The sequence below is a fragment of the Mesorhizobium sp. WSM4849 genome, assembly GCF_055811385.1.
In genome coordinates this window covers 1-15,629 of sequence record NZ_JBVVPW010000062.1, presented here as the reverse complement: position 1 = coordinate 15,629, position 15,629 = coordinate 1, and the positions used below count along the sequence as shown (strand labels likewise).

17 protein-coding genes are annotated in these 15,629 nt (G+C 62.6%); 7 read left to right on the top strand and 10 right to left on the bottom strand.

The window, feature by feature from the left end:
* Positions 1-196: 196 nt before the first annotated feature.
* The gene (locus AC0L3L_RS35285; RefSeq protein WP_473529881.1) at positions 197-829 is read left to right on the top strand and encodes a LysE family translocator; all 633 of its coding nucleotides are present in this window, start codon (positions 197-199) and stop codon (positions 827-829) included.
* 88 nt (positions 830-917) lie between these two features.
* Here the strand turns inward: AC0L3L_RS35285 and AC0L3L_RS35280 are convergent, their stop codons facing one another.
* Positions 918-1,742 (bottom strand): DUF2189 domain-containing protein, encoded by an 825-nt coding sequence (locus tag AC0L3L_RS35280; protein ID WP_473641936.1) that lies wholly within the window; start codon positions 1,740-1,742, stop codon positions 918-920.
* Between the two features lie 171 nt (positions 1,743-1,913).
* On the bottom strand, positions 1,914-2,618 hold the full coding sequence (locus tag AC0L3L_RS35275; protein ID WP_473641934.1) for a glutathione S-transferase family protein: 705 nt from the start codon (positions 2,616-2,618) through the stop codon (positions 1,914-1,916).
* A 107-nt stretch (positions 2,619-2,725) separates the two neighbouring features.
* On the opposite strand from AC0L3L_RS35275, the gene AC0L3L_RS35270 reads away from it, so the two are divergent.
* Entirely contained in the window at positions 2,726-3,091 is a 366-nt protein-coding gene (locus tag AC0L3L_RS35270) for a winged helix-turn-helix transcriptional regulator (RefSeq protein WP_473641932.1), read from the top strand.
* A gap of 16 nt (positions 3,092-3,107) precedes the next feature.
* On the opposite strand, the gene AC0L3L_RS35265 is transcribed toward AC0L3L_RS35270, so the two are convergent.
* Positions 3,108-4,233, bottom strand: a protein-coding gene (locus tag AC0L3L_RS35265) for an IS630 family transposase (protein WP_473641930.1) whose coding sequence is annotated in 2 segments (ribosomal slippage) — positions 3,108-4,004 and positions 4,006-4,233 — 1,125 coding nt in all. Because the reading frame shifts where the segments join, the coding sequence is not laid out codon by codon here.
* A 45-nt stretch (positions 4,234-4,278) separates the two neighbouring features.
* Here AC0L3L_RS35265 and AC0L3L_RS35260 point away from each other — a divergent pair.
* Entirely contained in the window at positions 4,279-4,584 is a 306-nt protein-coding gene (locus AC0L3L_RS35260; protein WP_473641928.1) for a LexA family protein, read from the top strand.
* Positions 4,585-4,625: 41 nt separating this feature from the next.
* On the opposite strand, the gene AC0L3L_RS35255 is transcribed toward AC0L3L_RS35260, so the two are convergent.
* From AC0L3L_RS35255 to AC0L3L_RS35245, 3 genes are all read right to left on the bottom strand, one after another.
* Entirely contained in the window at positions 4,626-5,036 is a 411-nt protein-coding gene (locus tag AC0L3L_RS35255) for a DUF2147 domain-containing protein (RefSeq protein WP_473641926.1), read from the bottom strand.
* 114 nt (positions 5,037-5,150) lie between these two features.
* Positions 5,151-6,245 (bottom strand): alkene reductase, encoded by a 1,095-nt coding sequence (locus AC0L3L_RS35250; protein ID WP_473641924.1) that lies wholly within the window; start codon positions 6,243-6,245, stop codon positions 5,151-5,153.
* A gap of 61 nt (positions 6,246-6,306) precedes the next feature.
* Positions 6,307-7,095, bottom strand: coding sequence for an SDR family NAD(P)-dependent oxidoreductase (locus AC0L3L_RS35245; protein WP_473641922.1), 789 nt, complete (start codon positions 7,093-7,095; stop codon positions 6,307-6,309).
* Between the two features lie 111 nt (positions 7,096-7,206).
* Here AC0L3L_RS35245 and AC0L3L_RS35240 point away from each other — a divergent pair, with 111 nt between their 5' ends.
* Both AC0L3L_RS35240 and AC0L3L_RS35235 read left to right on the top strand, forming a co-directional pair.
* Positions 7,207-7,770, top strand: a complete 564-nt coding sequence (locus AC0L3L_RS35240; RefSeq protein WP_473641920.1) for a TetR/AcrR family transcriptional regulator — start codon at positions 7,207-7,209, stop codon at positions 7,768-7,770.
* 174 nt (positions 7,771-7,944) lie between these two features.
* Positions 7,945-8,460 carry a CAP domain-containing protein gene (locus AC0L3L_RS35235; protein ID WP_473641919.1) on the top strand — a complete coding sequence of 172 codons (516 nt, stop codon included), beginning with the start codon at positions 7,945-7,947 and terminating at the stop codon, positions 8,458-8,460.
* 35 nt (positions 8,461-8,495) lie between these two features.
* On the opposite strand, the gene AC0L3L_RS35230 is transcribed toward AC0L3L_RS35235, so the two are convergent.
* The 4 genes from AC0L3L_RS35230 to AC0L3L_RS35215 all read right to left on the bottom strand — a co-directional run bounded on the left by AC0L3L_RS35230 (position 8,496) and on the right by AC0L3L_RS35215 (position 12,826).
* Positions 8,496-10,031 (bottom strand): DHA2 family efflux MFS transporter permease subunit, encoded by a 1,536-nt coding sequence (locus AC0L3L_RS35230; RefSeq protein ID WP_473551588.1) that lies wholly within the window; start codon positions 10,029-10,031, stop codon positions 8,496-8,498.
* Between the two features lie 27 nt (positions 10,032-10,058).
* Positions 10,059-11,237: an HlyD family secretion protein gene (locus AC0L3L_RS35225; RefSeq protein WP_473641917.1), complete on the bottom strand. Its 1,179-nt coding sequence runs from the start codon at positions 11,235-11,237 to the stop codon at positions 10,059-10,061.
* The gene (locus tag AC0L3L_RS35220; RefSeq protein WP_473641937.1) at positions 11,234-11,713 is read right to left on the bottom strand and encodes a MarR family winged helix-turn-helix transcriptional regulator; all 480 of its coding nucleotides are present in this window, start codon (positions 11,711-11,713) and stop codon (positions 11,234-11,236) included. Before AC0L3L_RS35220 ends, AC0L3L_RS35225 begins: the two co-directional genes overlap by 4 nt.
* Positions 11,714-11,917: 204 nt before the next feature.
* Positions 11,918-12,826, bottom strand: coding sequence for a LysR substrate-binding domain-containing protein (locus AC0L3L_RS35215; protein ID WP_473641915.1), 909 nt, complete (start codon positions 12,824-12,826; stop codon positions 11,918-11,920).
* A gap of 117 nt (positions 12,827-12,943) precedes the next feature.
* Between AC0L3L_RS35215 and AC0L3L_RS35210 the strand changes: the two genes are divergently transcribed.
* Both AC0L3L_RS35210 and AC0L3L_RS35205 read left to right on the top strand, forming a co-directional pair.
* Positions 12,944-14,338, top strand: a complete 1,395-nt coding sequence (locus AC0L3L_RS35210) for an FAD-binding oxidoreductase (RefSeq protein ID WP_473641913.1) — start codon at positions 12,944-12,946, stop codon at positions 14,336-14,338.
* A gap of 229 nt (positions 14,339-14,567) precedes the next feature.
* Complete coding sequence (locus AC0L3L_RS35205) at positions 14,568-15,401, top strand: AraC family transcriptional regulator (RefSeq protein ID WP_473641911.1); 834 nt, start codon at positions 14,568-14,570, stop codon at positions 15,399-15,401.
* The last annotated feature ends 228 nt before the right edge of the window (positions 15,402-15,629 follow it).

Here is a 15,629-nt window from a genome sequence, read left to right as displayed (position 1 = left end):
CTGGCCTAGGAATCACATCTCGATTCCACCAGTCTACCCCTAAGGTTAGCGCCTATGGGACAGCACCCCCTCTGCCCTGCCGGCCATCTCCCCCTCAAGGGCCCGCACGGGCTGGCGCAAAGGCTATCGCCACCTTGCCCTTGCGGCGGTCGAACGGACATGGTGAGTGTCCCCACCGCCATCCGGAGATGCACCTGTGCCCGAAGCCACCAACCATCTCGCCTTCGCGCTGGTCTGCCTCGGCATGGTGCTGACGCCTGGCCCGAACATGATCTATTTGATCTCGCGGTCGCTGTCACAGGGACCGAAGGCCGGCCTGATCTCGCTCGGTGGCGTGGCGCTCGGCTTTGTCTTCTACGTGTTGTCGGCGGCATTCGGCATCACCGCGCTGCTGCTTGCCGTGCCTTACGCCTATGATGCGCTGCGCTTTGCCGGCGCGCTCTACCTTTTGTGGCTTGCCTGGCAAGCAGTGAGGCCAGGCGGACGCTCGCCGTTCCAGGTCCGGGAACTGCCGAAGGACAGGCCGCGCAAATTGTTCGCCATGGGCCTGATGACCAATCTGCTCAACCCGAAGGTGGCGGTGCTTTATCTGTCGCTGCTGCCGCAGTTCATCAGCCCCGGCAAGGGTCACGTGCTGTCGCAGCTTCTGGTGCTCGGCACCACGCAGATCGCGATCAGCCTCACCGTCAACGCGGTCATCGCGGTTACGGCCGGCTCGATCGCCGTCTTCCTCGCCGGCCGGCCGCTATGGCTGGTGATCCAGCGCTGGATGATGGGCACGGTGCTGACCGCACTGGCCCTAAAGATGGCGACCGACGCGCAGCGTTAACCAGAGCACCGGACCCAAAAGTCGGTACGGTTTTGGGAAAATCCGATGCTCAAACAAAAAGATAAGGCGGCGGCACCGCTGCTCTAGCCTACATCGGCCGCCGGTCCTGCTGCGCCCGCTCGGGTTCGACCACCCTGCGATAGAGATGCCACGTCGCATGGCCGAGCACGGGCATGACGACGGCGAGCCCGGCAAACAGCGGGATCGAGCCGATGACCAGCAGCACGGCGACCACCAGGCCCCACAGCGCCATCTGCAGCGGATTTGTCATCACCGCCCGTGCCGAGGTCTCGATTGCCGAGACTGCGCCGACATCGCGGTCGAGCAGCAGCGGGAAAGCGACGACGGTCGTCGCCAGCACGATCGCGGCGAAGACGAAGCCAGCCGCATTGCCGAACAGGATCAGCGTCCAGCCTTTGGGCGTTGTCAGCACCTCGCGCACAAAGCCGCCGATCGAGGCCGGCGGCTGATTGCCGAACAGGCCGGTGTAAATCGATTGCGCGGTGTACAGCCAGAGCAGGAACAGTGCCACCAGCATAGCGCCGATGACCGCGATCGCCGGCAGCGCCGGCGAGTGGCGCACGTCGAGCGCGTGCCACCAGGACGTGTCCATGCCGAGTTCGCGGCGGCGGCTGATCTCGTAGAGACCAATCGCGGCGAACGGTCCAAGCAGGGCGAAGCCGGACATCAAGGGATAGATGAGCTGGATGGCGTTGGCGCCGGATGTCCATTGCGCCAAGATCAATCCGACCACCGGATAGATCAGGCATAGGAACACGTAATGCGATGGCTTTGCCCAGAAATCCTCGACGCCGAGCCGCAGCACATCCATCAGATCCGCCGTGGTGATGCGCCGCACCCTGGGCTGCACGTGCATCCCACGCGCGTCCGACATGACATGAAAGCTGGCCATAACCATTCTCCCGTATCCGGGGGCGGCCACCGCCAGGATGGCCGCCCGTAGCTGCCACTTCAAGAGCGATGCCATGATAGCCGAATTTGATGTGCTTGTCGCGAATCGGGTGGTGTTGGAGCGAACGCCGCGCGGCATAGGGCGTGTTCGTGCCGCGCGGCTGAAAAGAGGCTAGGCGCCAAATCGTTCAAGGACCCCGGCCAGCGGAATATGGCCAAGGCAGGCGCCCGAACCCGCCGGCTTTTCGCCGTCCTCGATGGCCTGCGCATATCGCACGTCCGGATCGCTTTCGATCCGGCGGCGCAAGGCGGCCAGTTTGGGGTAAGCCGCCCCGTCGACCGCCTGGTGAAATTCCGCCCAGCGCGCCACGCCAATCAACGTGGTGTCGGCAAGCGTCAGTCGATCGCCGACCAGAAAGGCGGTGTCGACGATCATCGCCTCAAGCCGGTCATGGCGCTCAGTAACGGCCTTGCGGCCGAAGTCGCGCAACGTCGCCAGCAGGACCGGCTCGGCCGATTCCATTTCATATGCAGCCCAGAGCGGGGTGAAAGCGCCGGTGAAACCGGTGTTCACGAAAGCCATCAGCTGATGCATCCGGTCAGCTTCCGGCGAGCGAGGATCGAAGCTGATGCGACGTTGCGTGTCGCGGGCTTCGAGCCAGGCGGCAATCGCCATGGTCTCGGTGAGCACCCTGCCCTCGTCGGTGATCAATACCGGCGTTTCCTGACGACCGTTGATGCTGGCATAGGCGTCGTTCTTCATTTCGGTGAGCATGTCGACGCGACACAGGCGGTAGGGCTGTCCGAGGCGCTCAAAAGCAGCGACTAGCCCTATCGAACTTCCCGCCGGGACGCCGTAGAGGAGGATAGGTTCCATTTCTTTGTCTCTTCCATGTTTAGGGATCACGCTGCGCAGCGAAGCTTGACCCTAAACGCTGGTCGTCCCATGTAAATTACGCACTATTCTGTAACCAGGGACCCGCCATGAAAGATGTCGTCTCACGCTGCCCGATCGAAGAGACCATGCGTGTGCTCAGCGGTCGCTGGCCGACCTTGCTGCTCTACTACCTCAAGGACGGGACCAAGCGCTTCAGCGACCTGATGCGTGACAACCCGACCGTGTCGCACCGCATTCTGGCGCTGGAACTGCGCAAGCTGGAGGAAGCCGGGATCGTGCGTCGAACGGCGTATGCCGGCTATCCGTTACGCGTGGACTATGATCTCACGGCAGCGGGTCTCAAGCTTGTGCCGCTCATCGACGCCCTGGGCGACTGGTGGCAAGATACCGAGGACGATCGGGCCGGCGGGGTCTCATCGACGGCGGAAACGAGGCTCGTCAAGGCGGCCTAGTGGCTCTGCACAGTGATTATGACTCTTTGGCGGTTGGCACTGGATAGGCTTTGGCCAATTTGAGGCGGGCGTGTTCAGTTGAGAACATCCAGTTGATGCGGGCGCCGCTGTTATTTCGCTGGTTTTCCCAAGCGGCGACCTCGGCGACGAGGCTGTCGCGACTTTCGATGCGGCGGTCGAGGCACTGACTGCGCAGGACGCCGATCTCGATCTCGACCATGTTGAGCCAGCTGGCATGCTTGGGCGTGTAGTGGAACTCCAGCCGTCGCAGGATGCGCCGCGCCTCTGATGGCGGCAGGGCCTGATAGAGCGCGGCGGGCGAGTGGGTGGACAGATTGTCCAGGACCACGCGGATGCAGGCGGCCTCGGGATAATGGACATCGGCGAGATCGCGCATACAGCGGGCAAAATTGACGGCGGCGCGCCGCTCGGTGACTTTCACCTTGCGCCAGGGTCGGTGAGCGTCGAGGAAGACGAACAGATTGGCAGTGCCGTTGCGCCTGTATTCGTAGTCGTAGCGCTCCAGCCTTCCCGGTGCGGCCGGGATCGGCTGGCGCACCTCGCCGACGAGCTGGGTCGGGCTTTCGTCGAAGCACACGACCGGCCGCTTCGGATCGGGCGGCTCGGCATAGAGGTCGAGCACATCTTCCATGCGCGCGACATACGCCGCATCGACCTTGGGGATGCACCACATGTCTTTGCGCCAGGGCTTGAGGTCGTTCTCGGCCAGGCGCCGGCGCACCGTCTCGCGCGACAGCTGTTCGTGCTCGGTCAGCTTGACGAACGCGTCGGCCAGCAGCTCCAGTGTCCAACGGGCCCGGCCCGGCGGCGGGCTGGAGCAGGCGGTGGCCACCAGCAAGGCTTCATCCTTGCCCGTCAACTTGCGGTCGGCGCCGGGGCGCGGCTCTTCGCTGGAGCGCGGCCTCCAGGCCTGTCTCCACGAAGCGGCGCTTGGTGCGGTAGACCGTGGAGCCGCCGACCACCACCGTCGTGGCAATGGTCTCGTCCCTCTGGCCGGCGTCGGCAGCCAGCAGGATCTGGGCCCGCTTGAGCTTGCGCGCCGGATGCTTGCCACTGCGCAGCATCGCTGTGAGTTCGTCGCGCTCGGGTTGGTCGAGATCGACGCGATAGCGTACATTCATCTGGATAGCCTCCTTCGGTTGCGGAGGTTCCGGAAGAATCGGAAAATGAATCAATTACTTGACGGACAGCCGCCAGCCCGACCCCGCTTCACCAAAAAGCAGGGACAGTATCTCGCCTTCATCTGGACCTACGCCCTGCTCAACGGGTGCTCGCCGGCCGAACGCGACATGCAGCGCTTCTTCGGCGTCACCGCGCCTTCCGTACATCAGATGGTGCTCACCCTCGAGCGCGCGGGATTGATCCGCAGGCAACCGGGCCTTGCGCGCAGCATTGAACTGCTCATTGAACCCAATAGCCTGCCCAGGTTACAACCCATCGAACCCGTCAAATCCTCTGTGCAGAGGAACTAGTTGTCTCTGCATCGACAGATTTCCTGTCGATGCTAGGTAGCTTATTCCTGACGCACCCAAATCTGCGAGCGACCGAGCATTGAGACACCAATGTAGCCGCGCACGTTGCGCTTGTTGCCGCCGTCTGTCAGTTGGATCTTGCTGCTGTAGACCTTACCGCTGTCGGGATCGAGGATCCGGCCGCTTGTATATTCGGCGCCGTCCTTCTTCAGGCCGGATAGGATCACCAGGCCGATGACGGGCGCATTCTTCAAGGCTCCTTTGCACTTCGTACAGGTCGGGCTTTCGTTCGGGGCAACGAAGACTTTTTCGATCTTGCCCTGCAAAGTGCCGTTCGATTCCGTGATGCGGATCAGCGGCCTTGGCTTGCCGCTGACGTCGTTGACGTTCCTCCACAAGCCAACTGGCGAGGCATTATCCGCCCACGCTGCTGAGGAGAGTGCCGCCACCACGGTGAGCGCAAAACGGCCGATTGTTTCAGAATACGGATGGCGATGATCTCCGAGAGGACGAGGCGCTGTTGTCGACGCGGGATGGTTGCCTCGCAGGCGCGGCCCTCCGATGGCTCATGGGTGGCTTGAGGCGGTGATCGCGGGATAGTCGGTATAGCCGGCGGAGCCGCCGCCATAGAGCGTCGCCGGGTTGAACTCCGCCAGCGGCGCGCGCGTCTTCAGCCGTTCCACAAGGTCGGGATTGGCGATGAATGGGCGTCCGAAGGCGAACAGGTCCGCCTTGCCGTCGGCGAGCTGCGACGCCGCGAGTTCGAGGTCATAGCCGTTGTTGGCGATATAGGTGTTGTTGAAGCGCCGGCGGAGCGATCCGAAGTCGAATGGCGCGACATCGCGCGGTCCGCCCGTGGCGCCCTCGACGACATGGATGTAGACGATGCCCAAGGCGTCGAGTTGATCGACGATATAGTCGAACTGCGCCTGGGGGGCGCCGCTCGAGACACCGTTGGCGGGCGAAATGGGCGAAATCCGGATGCCGGTGCGCTCAGCGCCGATCTCCTCGACCACCGCAGTCGCAACCTCCAGCATCAGCCGGGCGCGGTTCTCGACCGATCCGCCATAAGCATCGGTGCGGACATTAGCGCTGTCCTTGGCGAACTGGTCCAGCAGATAGCCGTTGGCGCCGTGAATCTCGACGCCATCGAAGCCGGCCTCGATGGCGTTCGCGGCTGCTTGCCTGAAATCGTTGACGATCCCCGGAAGCTCGTCGAGCTCGAGCGCGCGGGGCTCCGAAACGTCGACAAAGCCGTTGCTGACGAATGTCTTGGTCGCGGCCCGGATCGCCGAGGGCGCGACGGGCGCGGCGCCATGCTCCTGCAGGTCGACATGTGAGACGCGGCCGACATGCCAGAGCTGCAGGAAGATCCGGCCACCCTTGGTGTGCACGGCGTGGGTGACCTTGCGCCAGCCGTCGATCTGCGCCTGGGAGTAGATGCCGGGCGTGTCCTGATAGCCCTGTCCCTGCTGCGAGATCTGCGTGGCCTCGGAAATCAACAGGCCGGCCGACGCGCGCTGGCCGTAGTACTCCACGGCGAGATCGCCTGGAACGAAGCCTGGGCCAGCGCGATTGCGCGTCAGGGGCGCCATAACGATACGATTGGAGAGGGTCAGCGAGCCGAGAGTATAGGGCTCAAACAGCGTTTTGCTCGTCATAGGTCACCTTTGTTTGTCCCCGCCGCGGCGGGGTCGTTTATCGAAATGGCTTCGTTGGTGCTCAGGCGACCGTGCGGTACCGCTCGGCGGGAAGTTCGTTCCGATAGTTCGGAAGCATGGCTTGGCGCGCGGCCTGAAGCGCGTCCCACTGCCCGGCATCGGGAAGCGGCGGGATAGTCACCGGTTCGCGGCGGTCGAAGCCGACCAGCGCCGCATCAACCAGATCGTCCACCTCCATCACGTTGGAAAGCGTGTTGACGTCGGCGCCGACGTGTTCCCAGATCTCCGTTCGCGTCGTGGCGGGAAGCACGGCCTGGACGTAGACACCCTTCGGCGCGAGCTCGAGGCTGAGCCCCTGCGACAAAAACAGCACGAAGGCTTTGGTTGCGCCGTAGACCGTCATGCCGAACTCCGGCGCCAGGCCGACCACGGAGCCGATGTTGACGATCGCTCCTTCGCCGGCCGTCGCAAGACGCGGGGCCATGGCGCTGGCTAGCCGCAGAAGCGCGGTCGTGTTGAGCGCAACCAGCCGCGCGACGTCATCGGTGCTCTGCTCGATAAAGCTTCCGCCGATGGCCGTTCCGGCATTGTTGACGAGGATCCCGATGCGGGCGTCATCGCGCAGCCTCGTCTCTACCGTTGCAAGCTCGGCAGGCTGCGTAAGATCAGCCTGGATGATGTCGATCGCCACGCCATTTTCCTGACGCAGACGGGCCGCCAGCGCCTCCATTCGTGCCATGTCACGGGCAACCAGCACGAGGTCGTGCCCGCGGCGCGCGAAGCGCTCGGCATAGGCGGCTCCGATGCCGGTGGAGGCGCCGGTTATGAGGACTGACGGAATGGTGGTCATGGCATTGCTCTTTTCTCTGATGGACTCTATATTCATGACGATCATCATGATTGCGGCTAAATATGATACCCATCATGTAAATGTCAACGGGGGCCGGCGGAGAATTTTGAAATGAAGGTCAGTCGAGAACAGATGGCGGAGAACCGTCGCCGAATTTTGGATGTTGCCAGCCGGCTGTTTCGCGACAAGGGCTTCGACGCGGTTAGCGTGGCGGAGGTGATGAAAGCAGCCGGGCTCACCCATGGCGGCTTCTATGGCCATTTCAGCTCGAAGGACGACCTGATCGCGCAGACCCTTGCCCATGTCCTCGCCGCGGACTCAAGCGCAGGGGGCGATCTTCGCGCTTATGCAGACGCTTATCTTTCGCCCCGTCATCGCGACAACGCCGCCGGTGGTTGCCCGACGGCAGGCCTTGCCGCGGCCATTCGCCATCAGACCCCGGCTGCACGCTCGGCCATGACCGAAGGCCTTCGATCGCAGATCGACCGTATCGGCAAGGCGCTCCCGGAGTTGGATCCGGCAGACAGACGCCGCGCAGCGATCGGATGCTGGGCAGCGATGGTGGGGGCAGTGATACTCGCCCGGGCTATCGACGATCCCGCGCTTTCGGACGAGGTCCTGGAACAGACGCGTGCCTGGATCGATACCGGGATCAGCCAAGTGTCTGCCAGATAGCCGGCAGGAATGCTCTTGTCGAGAGCAATGCGGCCATCGGCGGTGGTTGGGTGACTATCTTGGAGAATATCGCGCCGTAGCGTGCAATCAGCGGGGCTCGCGGACGGGCGCAGCGAGGGAGATTCTTGAGCACCTGCCCGGCAAAAGCCATCATCACCGCTATCTCAGGCGGGCATGACCGTTGCCAAAATCGAAAATTCCGATGCCCGATCAAACTTTAACAGGCGAATGCTGCTTAGAGCTGCCGGCCTTGCCGCGCTGGCCGGGCTTGCCGGTTGCGCCACTGTGCTGCCCACCGGCGAAGGCGCCGGGGTCTCCGCCTCCGCCGTCGGCACACTGGCGGGCATCCGCGCCTCAGCCGGTCTCGAATCGCTTGTCCCCGACCCTCAGCTCGAACAGGCAGCCCTGCAGCAGTCCGGCTATATGGCGCGCGGCGGCCGCATGACCCACTCCACCGGCTGGGGCAAGGGATTCGCCTTGCGCGTCAAGGGCAACGGTATTGCCGGTGCTGCCGCCGAAAACATCGCCGAGGGCCGTTTCGATCAGCAGAAGCTGTTCGATATCTGGATGCATTCGGCCGGCCACCGCCGCAACATGCTCGACCCGCGCTTCACCCGCTTTGGCCTGGCCTATGTTCGGGACGGCCGCGACAGCTCGCTGCGCTACTGGAGCCTTGTTCTCGGCAAATAGAAGGCGTGACCGGCACGTCGACCGATCCCTACTCATCAATCCATATGCGCGGCAGGCGCCCCGCCGGCGGTCGGACCGGCCTTTGGCTTGCGCAGCAGAAAAACGAACGGGATGGCAATCAGCGTCATCATCATCAGCAGCTTGAAGTCATTGACGTAAGAGATCATCATCGCTTGGATATTGACCATGCCGTCCACTTGCGAAAGCGCCGTCGGATCGCCGCCCGCCGCTGCCGGCGACGCCGCCCAGAGGTTGGGGTTGAACGGATTGATGTAGGCCGAGAGCTCGGCATGGTTGACCTGCGTGTTGCGTACCAGCAGAACCGTCACCACCGATACGCCGATCGACGAGCCAAGATTGCGCACCAGGCTGAACAACGCCGTGGCATCGGTGCGGAAGCGTGCGTCCAGCGTCGCGAAGGCCACGGTCGACAGCGGCACGAACACCATTCCCATTCCAAGACCCTGGATGACGCCGGAGCTGAGGATGAGCCAGTTGTCCATCTGCGGTGAAAAGCTAGACATGGTGTGGAGCGATTGCGCGGTCAGCAGGAAGCCGATGACGACGAGGATTCGGGCATCGACCTTGTGCATGATGCGGCCGACGACGAGCATGGCAATCATCGTGCCGACGCCGCGTGGCCCCAAGACGATGCCGATGGTGAGGGTCGGATAGCCGAAGATGGTCGACAGCATTGGCGGCAGCAGCGCCATGCTCGCCAGAATGAGCACGCCCATGACAAAGATGAATGCCAGTCCGGTCACAAAATTGCGGTCGAGGAATATCTTCGGGTCGATGAAGGGCTGCTCCGCCGTCAAGGTGTGAATGATGAACACCCAGAAGCCGGTGATGGAAAGACCGAGTTCGATCCATATCTCGACCGAGGAAAACCAGTCGACCTCGCCGCCGCGATCAAGCATCAGCTGAAGCGCGCCGACACCAAGCGAGAGCATGGCGAAGCCGAAGAAATCGAAGCTGCGTATCCGCCTTGCAACGGCCGGCAAGTAGGCGGCCATGCCGAGAAAGGCGATGATGCCGACCGGCAGGTTGATGAAGAACACCCAGCGCCAGTTGAAATTCTCGGTCAACCAGCCACCCAGAGTCGGGCCAAGGATCGGTCCCAGCATGATGCCGGCGCCCCAGATAGCCATCGCCTGGCCGTGGCGTTCCCTCGGATTGATGTCGAGCAGGAAGGTCTGCGACAGCGGCACGATCGCCGCGCCGAATACACCTTGCATGAGACGGAACAGCACCATGGTTTCAAGGCTCCATGCCAGACCGCACAGCATGGAGAAGATGGTGAAACCGACCACCGCCGTCAGGAACAGCTCCTTGCGGCCAAAGCGGTCGGCCAGCCAGCCGGTCACCGGCGTCATGATCGCCGCGGCAACGATGTAGGAGGTCAACACCCAGTTGATGTTGTCGGGGGAGGCGCCGAGGTCGCCGGTCATGGTCGGCAGCGCGACGTTGGCGATCGTGGTGTCGAGCGCCTGCATGATCGTCGCCAGCATCAGTGCCACGGTGATCAGGCCGCGATGCGGCACTTCGCGAAAGGGTTCTGGCGTGCTCATGATGTGGAACTTATGGAACGAGGTGGTCTATTGCGCCTCACCCGCCGTGGCGTGGCCGAAGATGCTCGGAAAGCCGCGGGAAACGCCGGTGTCCACCGTAACCGTCGCGCTCATGCCGGTGCGCAGCACCATCTTGGCGTCGGCATCGGCCAGCTGCAGGCGCACCGGAATGCGCTGGGTGACCTTGACCCAGTTGCCGGTGGCGTTCTGGGCTGGCAACAGCGAGAACTCGGCCCCGGTGCCGGCGCCGATCGCCTCGACCGTGGCTTCGAACGTCTTGCCCGGATAGGTGTCGACGACAATTTCGGCCTTCTGGCCGGGCTTCATATGGGTGAGCTGGGTTTCCTTGAAATTGGCATCGATCCAGGTATCGCCGGTCTCGACCAGCGAAAACAGCGGCGTACCAGAGCCGACATACTGGCCGACCTTGAACGAGGCAGCCTGGCTGATGATGCCGTCGGCGGGCGCCGTGACCGTGGTCTGCGCCAGATCGTAGGCAGCCTTGTCGCGCGCGGCGAGCGCCGCCATCACGGTCGGATGCTTGTCGGTCTCGATATCGGGATTGCCGCCAAGGCCCTCCTTGGCGCTGAGGATGCCCTGCTCGGCCACGGCCAATTGCTGCTTGGCCTTGTCGAGATCGTTCCTGGCCTCGTCCAGCGACGACTTGGCGTTGATGCCCTTGCGGGCAAGGTCGGCGGCCCGGTCATATTGCGACTGCGCGTAGTCGACCTGGCTGGCGTCGGACTTCTCCTGCGCTACCGCCTGGCTGTAGGCCGCGCGCAGTTGCTCGACATTGAGGCGCGCGCCGGCCACCGCCGCATCGGCCTGGGCCAATGCGATCCGGTAGGGCTCGGGATCGATGGCGAACAGCACGTCGCCCTGCTTGACGGGCTGATTGTCGAAAATGTCGACCTGAACGATGCGGCCCGCCGTATCGGCGGCGATCGAAACCTTTGCCTGCTGCAGATTGGCGTTCTCGGTTTCCTGATAGCGGCCGCCGGTCACCCAGACGTAGCTGCCGCCGGCGATCAGTGCCACGGGGAGCGCAAACATCAAAAGGAAGCGGCCGGCACGGCGCTTCTTCTTCGGCGCCACCGGCGCCGGTTCTACCTGCGGAGCGACCGTAACCGGAGTTGCCGCCGGCTGCGCGGGAGCTTCCATCTCCAGCTTGGTCGCATTCTCATCTACCTTGGCTACCGCGTTCATGCTGCTGCGCCTTCTGTACTCTCGGCTTTTTCGCCGGACGCCGTCTCGCCGTCCGCCAGGTTCTTGGCCATCGCCTCCAGTGCCTTGATCAGGACACGGCGATCCTGCGGCGACACGCCGGTCAGCGATTCTTCATAGACTTCGCCAGCAAGGCTCTTGATCTCGGCGTAGGCCTCGCTCGCCTTGGCGGTCGGGAAGATCATGCGAACGCGGCGGTCGGCGGCGTCGGCACGGCGCTCGATCCAGCCGCTCTCCTCCATGCGGTCGACCAGGCGCGACACGCTGATCGGCTCGATCTCGAGAAGTTCGGCGAGCCGCGCTTGCGTGATGCCTTCTTCCTTGGCGGCGCGGACCATAAGCCGCCATTGCGCCGAGGAAAGCCCGAGCCCGCTGGCCCGCGCCTCGAAGCGCTTGCGCATCAGGCGCTGCACGTCGTGGATCAAAAAGCCCAATCTGTCGATGCCGTCGGAAACCATGAGCAACATATATTATAAGCGTGCTCATCATTCAAGACGCGGCATTATGCCAGAAGCCGGCAAGTGTGCATGGCAGTCATGCGATGCGCATCATGGTTAGCGATTTGCTGAATGGCAGTGAAGGGAACCCGCGTTTTCATCGGGTTCTGCCTTGCACCGACACCGGATCCACCATCGAACCTGATGATCGTGCTTGAGCCAGTTCTACACCAATGATCCCATCCAGGCGGAAAAGGCCTCGATATGCGGCTGCAAGGGGTGATCGGGTACGTAGACGAGATAGAAGCCGTAGCCCGGTAGCGAGAGATCGTGTGCCTTGACCAGCACTCCACTTTTGAGTTCGCGGCTGACGACCACGTCGCTGCAGATAGCGATGCCCTGGCCTGCCACGACCGCGTCGATCGCATGCAATTCTTCGCGAAAGCTTAGGTCCCAGGCCTTGTTGGTATCCGGAATGCCGGGATCGACAGAGCGCGCCGCCGCCAGCCATCGCGACCAGGTAGGCGCTTCGCGATCACGGTTCATCCAATCAAAATGAATGAGCGGATATTGCAGCACATCGGCGGCCCGCTCGATCTGTCGGGTGCCCTTGGCGAGCAATTCCGGGCTGCATACCGGAAAGAACCGGTCCCGAAAAATTTCTTGGACGGCAAGGTCCGGAGGCATCCTGCGCGCGTAGCGGATCGCGACATCGGCATTGCCGGCGCGCAAGTCCAGCACCGAGTCGGTTCCGATGATCTCAAGAGGAATCCGCGCGTGCTCTTCCCGCCATTTTGGCAGACGCGGAACCAGCCACCGGCTGGCAAATGCATTCGGGCTCGTCACCCGTAGCGGGCGTTGGCCGATGCCGGTCGAAGCTGACGCAATTGCGGTGGCAAAGACGTCGAAGCCGTTGCGAATGACCGGGAACAGCCGCTCGCCCGCCTCCGTAAGCACAAGCGGTCGCGGGCGCCGCCGAAACAAGGGTTGTCCGCAGATGCCCTCGAGCAATCGAATCTGGTGGCTGATGGCCGTGGGCGTCACACCGAGTTCGATCGCGGCCTCCCTGAAACTCATGCGCCTGGCAGCAGCCTCGAAGGCGCGGAGGGATCCGAGCGGCGGAAGTTTTCTCATTCACGCAGTTTAGATGAATCCAACTCATCTAGCGACTGAGATATTCGACTTTGCGGCGAATGGGGGCTCATGAGATTATCGCATCCAGCCTGTCTGGATCACGAAGGGAATCCCTTGATGAGCACGCTCACGCTGGTGGACGATCCCAGGACAGGGCCAGCCCTGCAGGCTTCGGATATCGCGCGGCTCAGGCAGGCAATTCGCGGGGATTTGGTCCTCCCGGACGATCCTGGCTATGCCCAGGCACGCAGAGTCTGGAACGGAATGGTCGACAAGCGACCAGCAGCGGTGATCTATTGCGCCGAATCCCGCGATGTCGTCACAGCTGTCAGCTTTGCCAAATCGCAAAACCTTCTGGTCGCCGTTCGCGGCGGTGGTCACAACGTCGCCGGCAGTTCGGTTTGCGATGGCGGCGTGGTCATTGATGTGTCGCGCATGAAGCGGATCGAGGTCGACCCGGTCCGCCGGGTTGCGCGCGCCGAGGCTGGCTTGAACCTGGGAGAGTTCGACACCGCCACGCAGGCTCATGGTCTCGCGACGACGATGGGCGTCAACGCCGATACCGGTATTGCCGGACTGACACTCGGTGGTGGGTTCGGCAAGCTTGGCCGCAAACATGGACTGAGCTGCGACAATCTCATAGCAGTCGAAATCGTGACGGCGGACGGCCGGCTGCTCAAGGCAAACGCGGCTGAAAACGCGGATCTTTTCTGGGGCATTCGGGGCGGCGGCGGCAATTTCGGAATCGTTACAGCCTTCGAATACAGGCTTCATCCCGTGGGTCCCCTTCTCATCGCGGGGTCAGTTCTGCACCGCTACGAACATGCGCGCGAAGCAATGCGGTTCTACCGCACGTTTTCGAGCAAGGCTCCCGATGAGCTGAGCCTGGACGCGGCGCTTGTGACTGCGCCCTCAGGTGAACGTTTCTTCAGCATCTCGGCGTGTTACATCGGCCCGCTCGGCAAGGGCGAGCAAATCGTCCAATCGTTGAGAGAATACGGCACGCCGGTTGAGGACCGGATTGCTCCCGTCCCGTATCTTCAAATCCAGTCGGCCGGAGACAGCATCTTTCCGCGCGGGCGGCGCTACTACTGGAAGGCGCAGTTCATGCGCGAAATTTCAGACCAGGCAATCGACACAATGCTCTCAGCTTACGCGACCGCACCCAGCGAGTCGCTTCTTGTCCTGCAGCAGGTTGGCGGCGCAATCTCGCGTGTGCCAATAGGCGAAACTCCCTATGCCAACAGAGATGCGCTTTACGATTGCTTCCCGATATCGATCTGGGATAATCCGGCTGATGACAAAATGCACATCCGATGCGCGCGTGACCTATGGGATGCAATGAGACCGTTCTCGACCGGCGGCGTCTATGCCAACAATCTCGGCGAAGAGGGCACGGACCGGGTTCTGGCAGCTTATGGCGAGAACTACCCGAGATTGGTTGCTTTAAAAAACAAGTATGATCCTACCAATTTCTTCCGTTTGAATCAGAACATCAGGCCGACGATCTGAGCGATTTCCGCCGCGGCTTCGGGTCCGAAAGCGGACTTAGCACGTCGATTGGTAACCCGATCGACAAGGCGACACGCTTTGGCAACACGCCCAAACTACAACTTCAATTCAACGCCGGCAGCGCTGACGATCATCATCGTTTCAATTTTGCGCCGGGCGCAATTTCGATCAAACTGGTCCTGCAAGGAAGCGGCACCATGGCTGCGCCAATCGCGAGACGCGGAGAGACATGAACCCGACCGAGAAAGCGCTGTGGTTCGTCGAAAGCCATTTGCCGGAATCCGTCTCGCTCGACGATGTCGCCAAGAGCAGCGGCGTGTCGCGCTTTCACGTGACGCGGGCTTTCGGTGCGGCGACCGGCCGTTCGGTGATGGGCTACGTGCGTTCTCGCCGGCTAACCGAGGCGGCGCGCAGGCTCGCCGCCGGCGCACCCGACATCCTCTCGGTCGCGCTCGACGCCGGCTACGCCTCGCATGAGGCCTTCACCCGCGCCTTCCGCGACCAGTTCGGCACCACGCCGGAACTGGTGCGCGCGCAGGGCTCGCTCGACAACCTCGATCTCGTGGAGCCGATTCTGATGGACCAATCCTTCCTCGCCAATCTCGAGCCGCCGCGTTTTGAGACCAGCCGGCCGTTTCTCATCGCCGGTCTCGGCGAACGCTACAGCTGCGAAACCAGCGCCGGCATCCCGATGCAATGGCAGCGGTTCGGCCCCTATATCGGCAATATTCCGGGCGAGGTCGGCGACGTCGCCTATGGCGTCTGCGTCAACGGCGACGATGCAGGCAATTTCGACTATATCGCCGGCGTCGAGGTGTCCGATTTTTCTGACCTGCCGAGGGAGTTTTCGCGCGTGCGCATCCCGGCGCAGAAATACGCCGTGTTCGCCCATCGTGACCACATCTCGACCATCCGCCGTGCGGTCAACACGATCTGGAACAAATGGCTGCCGGCCTCCGGGCACGAGGTCGCCGATGCGCCCGAATTCGAACGCTACGGCCCCGAATTCGATCCGCGCAGCGGCAATGGCGGGCTGGAAATCTGGATACCGGTCAAAGGGTGAGAAAGGGCCAGTTTTCAACTTGTGTTGGGACTAGTGTCGAAGCCGGCTCCGCCTTATCTTGCCTTCTCCCCTTGTGGGGACCTTGTGGGGAGAAGGTGGCCGAGCCCACGGGTCTTGCCTTCGGCAAGCCCGAGGACAGGCTCCGCTCGGTCGGATGAGCGACTATCTCTGATGTCAAGTTGCATTAGCGAACTCTTTGCGCGCATCGCGTGCTTTTGCATTGAGAAT